Consider the following 14,219-nt stretch of genomic DNA (forward strand, 5'->3'; position numbering starts at 1 on the left):
CCGCCGCCGCCGTGGCCGCCGGGCTGGTGCCGCTGGCCACCGGCAGCGACGGGGCGGGCTCGGTGCGGATCCCGGCCGCGTGGTGCGGGGTGGTCGGGCTGAAGGCGACCAACGGGCGGCTCCCCTCCGCCGACCGCACGGGGCTCGCGGCGCCCGGCGTGCTGACCCGGTGCGTGGCGGACGCGGAGGCGTACTGGCGGGTGATGGCCGGGCCGGCCGAAACAGCCGGAACAGCCGGAACAGCCGGTGGCCGTGAGCGCCGTACGCCCACCGCCCTGTGGTCGGCGGACCTCGGCACGCCCACCGCCCTGTGGTCGGCCGACCTCGGCTTCGCCGGCCCCGACCCCGAGCCGGTCGCGCTCGCCCGCGCCGCCGCCCGCCGGCTCGCGGACGCGGGGGCCGTACGCCTTCTGCCGCCCGGGGAGCCGTTCCGCCTCGAAGACCCGGGTCCTGCCTGGCTGGCCCTGCGGGGCGGCGGCGACCTCGGTACGGCCGCCCGGGTCCGCGCCGTCAACGACCGCCGGCTCGGCGCCCTCTTCCGCCGCGCCGATCTCCTGCTGACCCCCACCACCCCCTGCGCCGCCCATGGCCACGACGGCCCGGGAAACCGCTACTCCACCGCTCTCACCTGGGCGTTCAACCTCAGCGGGCACCCGGCGCTCAGTCTGCCCGCGGGGCTCGGCCGGGACGGCTGCCCGGTGGGGCTCCAGTTGGTGGCGGCGCCCGGGAGGGAGAAACTGCTGCTGGCGGTGGCCGGTGCGGCTAGGCGGTGATGTCCTTGGTGGTGAACCGCGCCCACGCCGCCGAGCCGAACACCGCCGCGTACAGGGCCTGGAGGCCGAGGCCGCGGACGAGGTCGTGCCAGTAGACGGGGTCGCGCATCAGGTCGGCGAAGGACAACCAGTAGTGGGGGAAGAGGTACGGCCGTACGGCGTGCAGCTGGGGGAACTGGTCGAGGATCTGGGCGGTGACGACCAGGCCGACGGTGGCCGCCATCGCCGCGATGCCGCTGCCGGTCAGGGTGGAGACGAAGAGGCCGAGGGCCGCCACGCCGATCAGGGACGCGGCCACCACCAGCGCGATCAGCAGGGCCCGCCCCAGGCCGTCGGTGAAGCTGATGGTCGTACCGGAGATGGTCATCAGGTCGCCGACCGGGAAGAGCAGTACGCCGGTCAGCAGTGCGGAGGCGGCGACCACCAGCGTGGCCAGCAGGCAGAACGCCACCACCGTCGCGTACTTGACGAGCAGCAGGCGGGTGCGTCCGGCCGGGGCCACCAGGAGGTAGCGCAGGGTGCCCGCGTCGGCCTCGCCCGCGATCGCGTCGCCCGCGACGACGCCGACCGCCATCGGCAGGAAGAACGGGAGGGTCGCGGCCAGCGCCGTGCACACCAGGAAGAGGCCGTTGTCGGTGACCTGGCCGAGGAAGGCGGGCCCGGCCGCGCCGGACGAGCCGCCGCCCGCCCGGACCTTCACCACGACCCCGATCAGCACCGGCACCGCCGCCAGCACCCCGAGCAGGACGAGCGCCCGCCAGCGGCGGAGCGTGGTGAGCAGTTCGCTGCGCAGCAGGCCCAGGGTCCACAGCGGGTGGGGCCCGCGCTCGGCGGCGGCCGTGGTCGCTGTGTCAGCGCGCGACATCGAAACCCTCCCCCGTCAGTGCCACGAACGAGTCCTCCAGGGGGGCCCGGCGGAGGGTGAACCCCCGTACCCGTACGCCCGCCGCGACCAGGGCCGCGTTCACCTCGGCGAGGTCACGGTCGGGAGGCTCGCCGGTGACCCGGTCGCCGTCGGCGGTGACCTCGGCGGCGCCCTGCTCCTTCAGCACCCGGGCCGCCTCCGCCGGGTCCGGGGTGGTCACCACCAGACGGTCGCGCGCCCCCGCCGCGAGGTCGGCCATGGCGCCCTGGGCGAGCAGCCGGCCGCGGGCCATCACGGCCACATGGGTGCACACCTGCTCGATCTCGTCGAGGAGGTGGGAGGAGAGGAAGACGGTGCTGCCGTCGGCGGCGAGTTCCCTGATCAGGGTGCGGATCTCGCGCATGCCCTGCGGGTCCAGGCCGTTGGTCGGCTCGTCCAGGACCAGCAGCCGGCGCGGCCGCAGCAGCGCGGCGGCCAGACCCAGGCGCTGCTTCATACCGAGCGAGTACGCCTTCGCCCGCTTGCCCGCGGCCGCCGCGAGACCCACCCGCTCCAGGGCGGCGGCGACCCGGGCGCCCCGGGTGCGCGGGTCGGCGGTCGGGTCGGCCGCGTCCAGGCGCAGCAGATTGTCCCGGCCGGAGAGATGGCCGTACAGGGCGGGGCCCTCGATGAGCGCGCCGACCTGCGGCAGGACCGTCCGGGCGGCCCGCGGCATGGGCAGGCCCAGGACGCGGGCCGTGCCGGAGGTCGGCTCGATCAGGCCCATCAGCATGCGGATGGTGGTGGTCTTGCCGGAGCCGTTCGGGCCGAGGAAGCCGAAGACGCTGCCCGCCGGGACGGTCAGATCGAGACCGTCCACGGCGAGTTGCCCGCCCCGGTAGCGCTTGGTGAGGCCGCGGGTGGCGATCACGCCGTCCGCGGCCCCGGGCCGTACCGGGTCCGGATCGGGCCGTACCGGGTCCATCGGCTTCCCCCCTCGAATCCCGCCGGTCCCGACGGCTTCCGCCGGTTTCCGACGACTCCCGCGGGCACCCGGCGACCCGCGCCGGTTCCCGACGACTCCCTTCGGCTCCCCGTCGCCCCCCCTCGGCGGATGCGGCCTACTTGCCCGCGTCCGCCGCCTTCACCAGCGCGTCCTTGGTGACCGCGCCGGCGTAGACCTTGCCGTCGTCCGTCATCAGGACGTTGACCAGGCGGGTGGAGAAGACCGTGCCCTTGCCGAACTTTCCGGAGACCTTGTCGCCCAGCGAGCCGAGGAAGCCGCCGAGGTCGCCGCCCTTGTCGCCGGTGGGCAGGCCGCCCTTGGCGCCGGAGTCGAAGGTGGCGATGGAGGTCCAGCCCTTGCCGATCACCGTGGGGGCGCCCTTGCCTTCGAGGCCCTTGGCGCCGTCCGTGCCCTCCAGGCCCTTGCCGGGGCCGGGCCGCTCCGCGCCCTTGCCCGCGCCGTCCTTCAGCGAACCGTCCTGCCGCTCGGTGACCTTCGCGCCCTTCGGCGGGGTGAAGGCGAACGTGGAGGCGGCGGGCCGGGCGAAGGAGACCTGGGTGAAGCCCGCGTCGAGCACGGCGGCGCCGCCGCTCCTCGGGGTCAGGGTGAACTTCAGCGGCATGCCGGTCTTCGCGTCCACCGCGATGTTGATCGCGCCGACCGTGGTGCCGGACTGGCGGGGCTTGATCTGCAGCTTGTAGGCGTCGCGCCCGGCGACCTGGGCGGTGCCGTCGACGGTCACCGAGGTGGTGTCGTCCACCGCCTTCAGCGCCTGCTCGGCGAAGTCCTTGGGCGTGGCCGGGGGTTCGGCCCGGTCCTTGCCCGCGGCGGACGCGGTGCCGTGGGAGACCTGGTCGCTCTTGCTGTCGTAGCCCCAGACGTCCTTGCCGTTGTGGATGACGCTGTACTCGGCGCCCTGCTCCAGGAGAGAGAGCTTCTGCCGGTCCGGGCCGTCGGCCGCGACGCGCAGGGTGTGGGTGCCGGAGAGCAGTTCGGTCAGCCGGGAGCTCGGGTCGGCGGCGGAGCCGGAACCCGCGCCGGAGCCCTGGGCCATGCCGGAGGCGAGGCCGCTCTCCAGGCCGCCGAGGTCCGGCAGGCCCAGATCGGTGCTGATCTTCACGGTGCCGGACAGCTGCTGCACATCCGACTTGGCGATCTTGTTGATGAGCTGCTGGGCCGTGACCTTGGGCAGGTCCGGGTCGCCGGAGTCGGCGAGCGCCGGGACCAGCCCGATGGTGGCCGCGGCCACCCCGACCACCGCGACCGGGACGGCGTACCGAGCGGCCTTGCGGCGGCCCGAGCGCGTCTCCTCGTCCCGCGCGGCGCCGCTTGCGTCGTCGGATTCGTACGGTGCCATGTGTGCCTTACCTCCGTCGTCGGCGGCGGCTGCCCTCACGCTGGTCCACCCGAGCCGCCATTCTCACCCGAATCGGTGAGGAGTGGTGATGTCCGTGGTGTCCATACGACCAAATTCGCGGTGAGGAATCGTCAGCCCTCGGAGCCAACTCGGCGTACGACTGCGGTATGACACGTGAGGCGCACCCCTAGGGGCTCGAACGCATCCCGAACACATCCCTACGGGCAGGATGCGACGGGAACCCGGGGTACGGCCACCTGGTGGACGCCGAACGGGTGGTTGTCCGGGGCACGGACACGGGGTACGGACACGGGGTACGGACACGGGCGGTCACCCGGCCCGGTGCACCACCGCGTCGCACAGCTCCGTCAGCGCCACCTTGGCATCGCACTCCCGCAGCGGGGCGAGCGCGGCGCGCGCCTCCTCCGCGTACCGCAGGGTGTCCCGGCGGGCCTGCTCCAGGGCGGGGTGGGCGCGCAGCGCGGCCAGCGCCTCGGCGTGCCGGGCGTCGTCGGCGAGGTCGGAGTCCAGCAGCTCGCACAGGGCGAGGTCCTCGGGCAGGCCGAGCCGCGCGGCCCGCTCGCGCAGCCGCAGCACGGGCAGGGTCGGGATGCCCTCGCGCAGATCGGTGCCGGGGGTCTTGCCCGACTCATGGGAGTCGGAGGCGATGTCCAGGTAGTCGTCGGCGAGCTGGAAGGCCACGCCGAGCCGCTCGCCGTACTGGGTGAGCACGTCCACGACCCTCTCGTCGGCGCCGGACATCATCGCGCCGAACCGGCAGGCCACCGCGACCAGCGAGCCGGTCTTGCCGCCGAGGACGTCGAGATAGTGCTCGACCGGGTCGCGGCCGTCGGTGGGTCCCGCGGTCTCCAGGATCTGGCCGGTGACCAGTCGTTCGAACGCGAGGGCCTGGACCCGGACCGCCTCGGGGCCGAGGTCGGCGAGGATCTGGGAGGCGCGGGCGAAGAGGAAGTCGCCGGTGAGGACCGCGACGGAGTTGCCCCAGCGGGTGTTGGCGCTGTCCACACCCCGGCGTACGGCGGCCTCGTCCATGACGTCGTCGTGGTAGAGCGTGGCCAGATGGGTCAGCTCCACGACCACGGCCGACGGCACCACTCCGGGCGCGTAGGGGTCGCCGAACTGCGCGGCGAGCATCACGAGCAGCGGCCTGAAACGCTTCCCGCCGGCCCGTACGAGGTGCTGCGCGGCCCCCGTGATGAACGGGACCTCGCTCTTGGTGGCCTCTAGCAGGCCTTCCTCGACAGCCGCCAATCCGGCCTGGACATCGGCTTCGAGAGCCTGGTCCCGCACGCTCAGCCCGAACGGCCCGACGACGGTCACGAGGGGTCTCCTGTCTGCTGGTGTCTGCTGCCGATTACGCGGTTTGTCGATAGGTCGCTGCCATCACTCAAGTCAGCGTATCCGGTCCGGTTTCGATCACCGATAGCGCCCACCCCGCACCCACCCGTCCAGCCCGGGCGGTAACGGATCATGACCGGCATACCCCTGCTCGGATGATGACAACGGACATTTATCCACTTAACAGGTATTCGGGAACTTCATCATGACCCCGGAGATGAGCGGAGTATCGATCCCACCCCACCGAGGGACGAATCCCCCATGCCCGATTTTCCACAGTTTGCCATTTCGTGAATTGGGTCACCTGACCGCCTTCCCGCCGGTAACCCGCCGACACCCCCTCTCGCCGTGTGCCGTAAGCGAGTTGAGTGTTGGCATTCGCAAAGGATCAAGTACCCCATAGGCTGATGATCAAGGCCAAATGCCGCGATATAACAATTCAGCGCTTGTTCCCGGCATGTGCTCTCGCATACGTTCCCGAGCCATCGGGCGGACGCCTAATCCTGCCGCCGCCTGTACACCCATCGACGAACTCATTCGTACGGCAGGAGCGGGGGACCCAGGTAAGTCGCCGAACCGGACGACTCACATGGCGCAGCGCGTGACACAGCGCGCCGCACCGCGTGTTCGCACCGGACGGCTTGGGGTAAAGCCACGCCTCTCACGGGGCGCGACCGGGCACCTCCCCGCCCGAACCCGACAGCTCACCTCGCAGGCGTAGGAGAGGAACGTCCCCATGTCTGCTGCCGTTCAGCCGCGCCGTACCCGCGCCAACCGTCTCGTCCGTCTGATCGCCGTCGCCGGCACCGGCGCGGCCGTGCTCGCCATGCCGCTCGTGGGCGCGGCGACCGCGTCCGCCACCACCGGTACGACCTCGGCCGCCACCACGCCCGCCGGGTACCCGAACAACCTCGACGGCTGGATCCGCGAGTCCCTCGCGATCATGGCCGAGAAGCACATCCCGGGCTCCTACAACGGCATCCACCGCAACATCATCCGCGAGTCCTCGGGCAACCCGAACGCCATCAACCTGTGGGACTCCAACGCGGCCAAGGGCATACCGTCCAAGGGTCTGCTCCAGGTGATCGACCCGACCTTCAACGCGTACCACGTGGCCGGAACCTCGTTCAACATCTACGACCCGGTCGCGAACATCACCGCCGCCTGCAACTACGCGGCGGCGCGGTACGGCTCGATCGACAACGTCAACGGCGCCTACTGACCGACGCCGGGCCGTAGCGGCCCCTGGCACCCCCGCTGTTCCCGGTCATCCGGCCGGGAACAGCCTTTCGAGGACGACGGCGATGCCGTCGTCCTCGTTCGACGTCGTGACCTCGTCGGCGACCGCCTTCAGCTCGGGGTGGGCGTTCGCCATCGCGACGCCGTGCGCCGCCCAGCGGAACATCGGGATGTCGTTGGGCATGTCACCGAAGGCGAGGGCGGCTGCCGCGGGGATCCCGAGCCGTTCGGCGGCCAGCGCGAGGCCTGTCGCCTTGGTCACCCCGCACGGCTGGAGCTCCACGGTCCCGGGTCCCGACATGGTGACCGTGGCCAGCGAGCCCACCACCGAGCGGGCCGCCGCCGCCAACTCGTCGTCGGACAGGGTGGCGTGGCGCAGCAGCACCTTGCTGATCGGCGCGCCCCACAGGTCGTCGCGCCGGGCCACCCCGACCGCGGGCAGGGTCGGATGGGGCATCCGGTATCCGGGTTCGATCAGGGTGAGCCCGTCCGTGCCGTCCTGGTCGACGGCCGCGAACACCGGGCCCACCTCCGCCTCGATCTTGCCGAGCGCGGTCTCGGCCGGCTCCCGGTCCAGCCGGACCGACCACAGCATGCGGCCGGACCCGGCGTCGTAGACCTGCGCCCCCTGCCCGCACACCGCGAGGCCCGTGGTGCCGAGGGCGGCCAGCAGGGGGCGGACTCTGGGGGCCGGGCGGCCGGTGACCACCAGATGCCGGGCCCCGGCCCGCTCCGCCCGCGCGAGCGCGGCCAGCGAACGCTCGGAGACGGTGTCGTCGCCGCGCAGCAGCGTCCCGTCCAGGTCGGTGGCGATCAGTGCGTACGCGGGGGAGGCAACCATGATCCGAGAATACGGACCCGCCCCCTCCACCGGCCTTTGCGCACCGTCCCGACTCCCGTGTCATTACCCGCACTTGTGCGGGGGGCGACGCCAAGTGGGCTTGGAGGAAGCGGCGATGGGGAGGCGGGGGCCCGGCACCGCCCCCGATGCTCACCCGTGCGCCCCCGCCAGATGTCCCGCCAGCCTCGGGGAGGCGAACTCCGTGCCGCACACGAAGCGCATCACCGGGCCGTAGGAGGAGGCGGCCGGCAGGCCGGTGAAGTAGAGGCCGGGAACCGAGGAGACGTAGCCGGCGCCGAGGCGCGGGGTGCCGCGGCTGGTGGCGAGGTGAGTGCGCAGGGTGGGGCCGAGGAAGTCCATCGCGGCGATGTCCACGCGGTAGCCGGTCGCGGCGAGGACATGGTCGGCGGTGAGCCGCTCGACGCGGCCGCCGTGGGTACGCACGGTCAGCTCCGGGCCGCCGTCCTCCGCCGCCGCGCCCAGCACCCGCTCGACCTCCGTCACCTGGACGGCGCCCTCGAACCGCTCCCGCAGCCACCAGGCGCCGAGCGGTCCGAGCACCCGGCGCACCAGGAAGTGCCGGGTGGGCTCGGGCAGGAAGCGGTAGGGGTGCGGGCAGTAGCTGAACGCCCACAGCGACCAGGCCCGTCCGAACGGCGACTCGGGACGCAGCCTCGGCTGCTCCCAGGGCGGCGCCCCGAACGCGACCCGGCCGCGCCCCCGCGCCACCACCCGCACCCGGGCCCCGGCCTCCGCCGCGAGCGCGGCCGTCTCCAGCGCGGACTGCCCGGCGCCGACCACGATCAGCTCCTTGCCGGCGAACCGTGTGAGGTCGTGGTGCTGGGAGCTGTGCGAGACGGGTCCCTCGGCAGTGGGCTCGGCACCTGCCGCCCGCCGCAGCTCGGCCGGGAGATGAGCGAGACCGGACAGCCCGGTGGCCACCACGACCGCCCGCGCGACGAACGACTCCCCCGAGTCCAGCTTGAGTTCGAAGCCCCGGCCCGCATCCCGCCCGGCCGGCTCCACGGAGACCACCCGCACCCGCTCCAGCCGCGGTACGAGCTGCCGCTGGAACCACTCGCCGTACCCGATGAAGGTCTCCACAGGGATGACGTCCTCGTCGCTGACCAGCCGCCGGAGCCCGGCCGCGGCGCAGTAGTCGGCGAGGGTGTGGCCGGGCTGCGGGCAGTCGAGGCTGGAGGCGGCGGGGGTCGATTTCAGCAGCATGCCCTCGGGCATATGGGCGCGCCAGCTGACCATGGGGTCGCCGAAGACCCGTACGGGCAGGCCGCGCGCCCGCAGATGGGCGGCGGTGGACAGGCCGAACGGCCCCGCCCCGATGACTGCAACCGGTCGGATCACGAAGTCCCTCCCCAGGACGCGTTTCCTCATGGCCTGCTTGGGTGTGCCGCATGGCCTACTTGGGTGTGCCGCGGCGACGGTCCCGCCACAGCTGGCACAGATGCCGCGCGCCCGGCCGCACGAAGCGGGCGAGCATGGTGAGGAACGGCAGCGGATCGTCCCCCGCGAACCAGGCCAGCTCCGTCCCGCTCGCCCGCGCCGGCGCGTGCGGGGTCGTATAGCCGCCGCGGCGGTAGGCGAGCAGGGCCGGCAGATCGATGTTCTCCACGACATAGCGCCGCCCGGCCCGCTGCTCCCCCTCGGGCACCGGCCGCCCGGTCAGATCGAGATGCAGCGCCCGTACGACGTCCACGCCCGCCGCGCTCTCGAACAGCCGGAACTGCGCGCCCATCCGCGGATTGAAGTCCAGCAGCTTGTACCGCCCGTCGCGCCGGTCGAAGCGCAGATCCAGGTCGGCCACCCCGCTGAACCCGATCCGCTTCACGAACCGCGCCGCCAGGTCCGCGAGTTCGGGGTTGTCGACGACGTACGCGTGCGCGGTCATGCCCGCGTGCGGCGGCCAGGACCGCACCTTCACCCCGGTGAACAGCGCGAGCGGGTTGGCGTCCCGGTCGAAGCAGGCGTGCACGATCCAGTCCTCGGCCTGCTCGCGCGGCAGGTACTCCTGGAGGATCACCCCGGGGTCCGGCCCCCAGGCGCGGGCCAGGGCGAGCAGGCCCGCGCGGGTGGCGATCCGCGTGGTGCCGCCGACGGCGGGCCGGCTGCGGCGCAGGAACGCCTCCCGGTTCTTGGCCACCACCGGGAAGCTCGCGGTGTCGGCGAAGGCCACGACCTCCTCGTACGACCGCGGGAAGGCCGCCGCCGGGCTCACGAGCCCGTGCCCGTGCTCCTCGCACAGCTCGTGCAGCCCCTGCTTGCTGGCCACCCGGCGCGGCAGCCCGGGGGCCACCTGCGGGCAGAGGAAGGGTCCGGCCAGCTCCTCCCGGTGCTCGGCGATCAGGACGGCCGCCTCCTCGTCCGTCGGGATCAGCACGGCCGGGCGGCCGATCCGGCGGCCGATGCGCAGCAGCCCCTCGATCAGATGCCCGGGGTCCTCCGCGCCGGTCGTCGGCCAGACGAACGCCCTGCGCAGATAGCGCGAGGCGGCCGCCGGTGTGTACGGGTCCTCGGTGATCGCGTACATGGGCACGCCGAGCCTGCCCAGGCTGCGGATCGCGCCCACTCCGCCGTGGTGCAGCGGGTAGGCGCCGAACTTGACGATCAGTCCCGGCACCTCACGGTCGACCTGCACGGACGCACCGACGGTGTCTTCGGCCACGGGTCCCCCCACGTGTCCCCCCAGGGGAACGGATCCACCCCGTCCGTCTCCCCCCGAAGGACGCTAAGCCGGAACTACCGCCTCCGACAAGGGTCTTTCGGACATTGCGAACTCTTGAGGCACTACGGGGGCAACCCCCCAGCCACTGCCCAAGACCGGTGTCCCGGCCGTAACGTGTGGCTCGATCACGTGCAACGCATCGCCATGCATGGCCTGGATGAGAGCGAGGCAGTACCCCGATGCCCCCCTTCGACGTCCCCGAGGGCGACCCCTTCGGCCCGCACAACCTTCCCTATGGCGTGTTCTCGCCCTCCGGCAGCTCGGAGCGCAGGGTGGGCGTCCGGCTCGGGGACCAGGTCCTCGACGCGGGCGCCGCGGCCGCGGCCCTCGGCTCGCCGCACCAAGCGCTGCTCGCCCGCCCCGTCCTCAACCCGCTGCTGGCGGCCGGGCGCGCCACCTGGACCGAGGTGCGCTCCGCGGTCACCTCCTGGGTCACCGACCCCGCGTACCGCGAGACGCTCGCGCCGCTGTTCCACCCGCTGTCCGAGGTGTCCCTGCACCTGCCCTTCGAGGTCGCGGACTACGTCGACTTCTACGCCTCGGAGCACCACGCCCGTAACGTCGGCAAGGTCTTCCGCCCGGACGCCGCGGACTCCCTCACCCCCAACTGGAAGCATCTGCCGATCGGTTACCACGGCCGCTCCGGCACCGTCGTGGTCTCGGGCACGGATGTCGTACGGCCCTCCGGGCAGCGCAAGGGCCCCGCCGACCCGGCGCCGGTCTTCGGCCCCTCGATCCGGCTGGACATCGAGGCCGAGGTCGGCTTCGTGGTGGGCGTGCCGAGCGAGCAGGGGACCCCGGTCGCGCTCGGCGACTTCCGCGAGCACGTCTTCGGGCTGTTCCTGCTCAACGACTGGTCCGCGCGGGACATCCAGGCCTGGGAGTACGTGCCCCTCGGCCCGTTCCTCGGCAAGTCCTTCTCGACCTCCGTGGCGGCCTGGATCACCCCGCTGGACGCCCTGGAGCACGCCCGGGTGGCACCGCCCGAGCGCACCCACCCGCTGCTGCCCTACCTGGACGACGCGGCGCCCGGCATCGAGCCCGGCGGCTACGACCTGCGGATCTCCGTGGCCCTCAACGGCGAGGTGGTCTCCGAGCCGCCCTTCTCCGCCATGTACTGGACCGCCGCCCAGCAGCTCGCCCAGATGACGGTCAACGGCGCCTCCCTGCGCACCGGCGACCTGTACGGCTCCGGCACCGTGAGCGGACCCGAGGAACGGCAGCGCGGCTCCCTGCTTGAGCTGACCTGGAACGGCCGCAACCCCCTCGAACTGCCCGACGGCAAGCGCGCCTTCCTGGAGGACGGCGACGTGGTGACCCTGACGGCCTGGGCGCCCGGTCCTGACGGGATCCGGGTGGGCCTCGGCGAGGTGACCGGCCGGATCGTGCCCTCGGCCTGATCCGGTGGGCGCCGCGGGGCGGGCCGGGAGCGGACGGTTCGCTCCGACACCTGACTCGCGGCGCCCCTCTTCGTCATACTGGCGGCAGCACGCACCACCCACGGCGGCCACCCGCGCCGCCCCCTTCGCGCCACCCGTCCGCGAACCCCCTCTCCGACCAGGAACCGGAGCCCCGGCATGACCGTCTGCCTGCTCCTGCTCACCGTCGTCGCCCTGACGGCGGCCGGGCCGGCACCGCGCGCGCTGACCCGGGCCGACTGGCCCGAGCGGGAACCCGTGGTCGCGCTGTGGGTGTGGCAGTGCCTGGTCGCCACCGTCCTGCTGTGCTGCCTGGCCGCGCTGACGCTGGGCACCGCGGCGGTCTTCCACACCGTGCGCGACCATGTGTTCGCCCCCGCGCCGCCCGCCGTCACCGCCGCCTACGACCTGTCCGCCGCACCGGTGTGGGCCGCCGTCCTCACCGTCCTGCTGGCCGGCGGCGCCGCCTGGACCACGGCGATGCTCGGCCGGGAGCTGGTGGAGGCCCGCCGCAGCCGCGGCCAGGCCCGCGCCGAACTGCGTGAACGCGCCCCGGAGCTGCCCGCGGGACTGCCGATGGCGCGGGGCCCGATGCTGGTGCTGGAGGACGAGTACCCGGACGCCTGGTGGATGCCGGGGCATCCCCCGCAGCTGGTGGTCACCACCGGCGCGCTGCACCGGCTGACCGGCCACCAGCTGGACGCCGTCCTCACCCATGAGCGCGGCCACGCGCGCGCCCACCACGACTGGCTGCTGCATCTGTCCAGCGCGCTGGCCACGGGCTTTCCCCGGGTGCCGCTCTTCGCCCACTTCCGCGACCAGACGCACCGCCTGGTGGAACTGGCCGCCGACGACGCCGCCTCCCGGCGCTGCGGCCATCTGACCACCGCGCTCGCGCTGATCGAGCTGAACCAGCACCGGGGCGTCCTGTCCTGCGCCTCCAGCCGCCGGCTGCTGGGCGAGCGGGTGGACCGGCTGCTGGAACCGCCCCCGCGGCTGCTGCGCCGCCAGCGCGCCCTGACCACGACGGTCGCCGCGCTGGTACCGCTTCTCCCGCTGCTGATCACCTTCGCACCGGGCCTGAAGGCACTGTCCTGAGCCGCCGGCTCCGGGGCGCCTTGCGAGCCGCGGTTCCAGGACCGGCTATATCCAGTCCTCCGGCTCCGGCTCGTCCTCCGGGCCCGGCCAGTCGTCCTCCGGTGCCTCGCCCGGCGCGGGCGGCCCGGCGGCGGCCGGTGCGGATCCGTTCAGGGAGGACAGCACGGCGAGCACCTCCTCGCCGTACGTCGCCAGCTTCTTCTCGCCGACCCCGCTGATGCCGGCCAGGTCCCGCAGGGAGCCCGGCATGCTGGAGACGATCGCGCGCAGGGTGGCGTCGTTGAAGATGATGTACGGCGGCACGCCCTGCTCCTTGGCCTGCCCGGTGCGCCACACCCGCAGCGCCTCGAAGGCGGGCTGGAGCTCCTCGGGCAGCTCGGCCACGGCGGCCTTGGCCTTGCCGCCGCCCCGGCCGGAACCGGAGCCCGAGGCCGAGCGGGAGACGGCCGGCTTCTTCGGCTCCTTGCGCAGCGGGACCTCCCGCTCGCCGCGCAGCACCGTGCCGCTCTCCTCGGTGAGCACCAGCGTGCCGTACTCCCCCTCGACCGCGAGCAGCCCCTGGGCCAGCAGCTGGCGGATGGCGCCGCGCCACTCGCCCTCGGCGAGATCCTCGCCGATACCGAAGACGGACAGCTGGTCATGGTCGAACTGGATCACCTTGGCGGTGCGCTTGCCGAGCAGGATGTCCACGATCTGGAGGGCGCCGAACTTCTGGCCGCGCTCGCGCTGCAAGCGCACCACGGTGGACAGCACCTTCTGGGCCGCGACGGTGCCGTCCCAGGTCTCCGGCGGGGTCAGGCAGGTGTCGCAGTTGCCGCAGGCCGCCGCGCCGGGCTCCTGGCCGAAGTAGGCGAGCAGCTGGCCGCGCCGGCACCCGGCGGTCTCGCACAGCGCGAGCATCGCGTCCAGATGGGAGGCGGCCCGGCGGCGGAACGCCTCGTCACCCTCGCCGGACTGGATCAGCTTGCGCTGCTGCACCACGTCATTGAGTCCGTACGCCATCCACGCCGTGGACGGCAGTCCGTCACGGCCCGCGCGGCCGGTCTCCTGGTAGTAGCCCTCGATGGACTTGGGCAGGTCCAGATGGGCCACGAAGCGCACATCGGGCTTGTCGATGCCCATGCCGAAGGCGATGGTCGCGACCACGACCAGGCCGTCCTCGCGCAGGAACCGGGACTGGTGCGCCGCGCGGGTGCCCGCGTCCAGGCCCGCGTGGTACGGCACCGCCTCGACGCCGTTGGCGCTCAGGAACTCCGCGGTCCGCTCCACCGAGTTGCGCGAGAGGCAGTACACGATGCCCGCGTCGCCCGGGTGCTCCTCGCGCAGGAAGGCGAGCAGCTGCTTGCGCGGGTCGGCCTTGGGCACGATCCGGTACTGGATGTTGGGCCGGTCGAAGCTGGCGACGAAGTGCCGGGCCGCCGGCAGGTTCAGCCGCTGGGTGATCTCCTGGTGGGTGGCCCGGGTCGCGGTGGCCGTCAGGGCGATCCGCGGCACGTCCGGCCAGCGCTCGCCGAGCAGGCTCAGCGAGAGGTAGTCGGGCCGGA

General features: G+C 73.2%; 12 protein-coding genes and 1 riboswitch. Of the genes, 4 read left to right on the forward strand and 8 right to left on the reverse strand.

The genetic code is table 11. The annotated features are described in order from the left end of the window. Positions 1-773 (forward strand): amidase family protein (locus CCN72_RS17350; protein WP_143664120.1); only part of this gene is annotated, 773 nt, incomplete at its 5' end. Here CCN72_RS17350 and CCN72_RS17355 read toward each other — a convergent pair. The 4 genes from CCN72_RS17355 to CCN72_RS17370 all read right to left on the reverse strand — a co-directional run bounded on the left by CCN72_RS17355 (position 763) and on the right by CCN72_RS17370 (position 5,321). Further along, positions 763-1,638, reverse strand: coding sequence for an ABC transporter permease (locus CCN72_RS17355; protein WP_086808305.1), 876 nt, complete (start codon positions 1,636-1,638; stop codon positions 763-765). The two genes, CCN72_RS17350 and CCN72_RS17355, sit on opposite strands and share 11 nt — an antisense overlap. Continuing rightward, positions 1,625-2,602 carry an ABC transporter ATP-binding protein gene (locus CCN72_RS17360; protein WP_086808306.1) on the reverse strand — a complete coding sequence of 326 codons (978 nt, stop codon included), beginning with the start codon at positions 2,600-2,602 and terminating at the stop codon, positions 1,625-1,627. The genes CCN72_RS17355 and CCN72_RS17360 overlap by 14 nt, the downstream gene beginning before the upstream one ends. Before the next feature lie 136 nt (positions 2,603-2,738). Further along, complete coding sequence (locus CCN72_RS17365; protein WP_086808307.1) at positions 2,739-3,980, reverse strand: LolA family protein; 1,242 nt, start codon at positions 3,978-3,980, stop codon at positions 2,739-2,741. Between the two features lie 330 nt (positions 3,981-4,310). After that, a complete protein-coding gene (locus CCN72_RS17370; protein ID WP_086808308.1) occupies positions 4,311-5,321 on the reverse strand; it encodes a polyprenyl synthetase family protein in 1,011 nt (336 codons plus the stop codon). A gap of 533 nt (positions 5,322-5,854) precedes the next feature. Further along, a riboswitch (cyclic di-AMP (ydaO/yuaA leader) is annotated at positions 5,855-6,072 on the forward strand. A gap of 3 nt (positions 6,073-6,075) precedes the next feature. Between CCN72_RS17370 and CCN72_RS17375 the strand changes: the two genes are divergently transcribed. Beyond that, on the forward strand, positions 6,076-6,561 hold the full coding sequence (locus CCN72_RS17375) for a transglycosylase SLT domain-containing protein (RefSeq protein ID WP_085566072.1): 486 nt from the start codon (positions 6,076-6,078) through the stop codon (positions 6,559-6,561). A 45-nt stretch (positions 6,562-6,606) separates the two neighbouring features. On the opposite strand, the gene CCN72_RS17380 is transcribed toward CCN72_RS17375, so the two are convergent. From CCN72_RS17380 to CCN72_RS17390, 3 genes are all read right to left on the reverse strand, one after another. Beyond that, positions 6,607-7,419 carry a Cof-type HAD-IIB family hydrolase gene (locus CCN72_RS17380; RefSeq protein WP_086808309.1) on the reverse strand — a complete coding sequence of 271 codons (813 nt, stop codon included), beginning with the start codon at positions 7,417-7,419 and terminating at the stop codon, positions 6,607-6,609. Positions 7,420-7,569: 150 nt separating this feature from the next. Beyond that, positions 7,570-8,781 carry an FAD-dependent oxidoreductase gene (locus tag CCN72_RS17385; RefSeq protein ID WP_086808310.1) on the reverse strand — a complete coding sequence of 404 codons (1,212 nt, stop codon included), beginning with the start codon at positions 8,779-8,781 and terminating at the stop codon, positions 7,570-7,572. A gap of 55 nt (positions 8,782-8,836) precedes the next feature. Further along, a complete protein-coding gene (locus CCN72_RS17390) occupies positions 8,837-10,099 on the reverse strand; it encodes a carboxylate--amine ligase (protein ID WP_244174275.1) in 1,263 nt (420 codons plus the stop codon). A gap of 239 nt (positions 10,100-10,338) precedes the next feature. Here CCN72_RS17390 and fahA point away from each other — a divergent pair, with 239 nt between their 5' ends. Together fahA and CCN72_RS17400 are read left to right on the forward strand one after the other, a co-directional pair. Beyond that, the gene (fahA, locus tag CCN72_RS17395) at positions 10,339-11,559 is read left to right on the forward strand and encodes a fumarylacetoacetase (RefSeq protein WP_086808311.1); all 1,221 of its coding nucleotides are present in this window, start codon (positions 10,339-10,341) and stop codon (positions 11,557-11,559) included. A 177-nt stretch (positions 11,560-11,736) separates the two neighbouring features. Next, the gene (locus tag CCN72_RS17400; RefSeq protein WP_085566067.1) at positions 11,737-12,675 is read left to right on the forward strand and encodes a M56 family metallopeptidase; all 939 of its coding nucleotides are present in this window, start codon (positions 11,737-11,739) and stop codon (positions 12,673-12,675) included. 45 nt (positions 12,676-12,720) lie between these two features. Here the strand turns inward: CCN72_RS17400 and CCN72_RS17405 are convergent. Beyond that, a partial coding sequence (locus CCN72_RS17405) for a RecQ family ATP-dependent DNA helicase (RefSeq protein ID WP_244174276.1) occupies positions 12,721-14,219 on the reverse strand: 1,499 nt, incomplete at its 5' end.

It is taken from the genome of Streptomyces murinus (assembly GCF_002154555.1).
GTDB classification, from domain to species: Bacteria; Actinomycetota; Actinomycetes; order Streptomycetales; family Streptomycetaceae; genus Streptomyces; species Streptomyces murinus.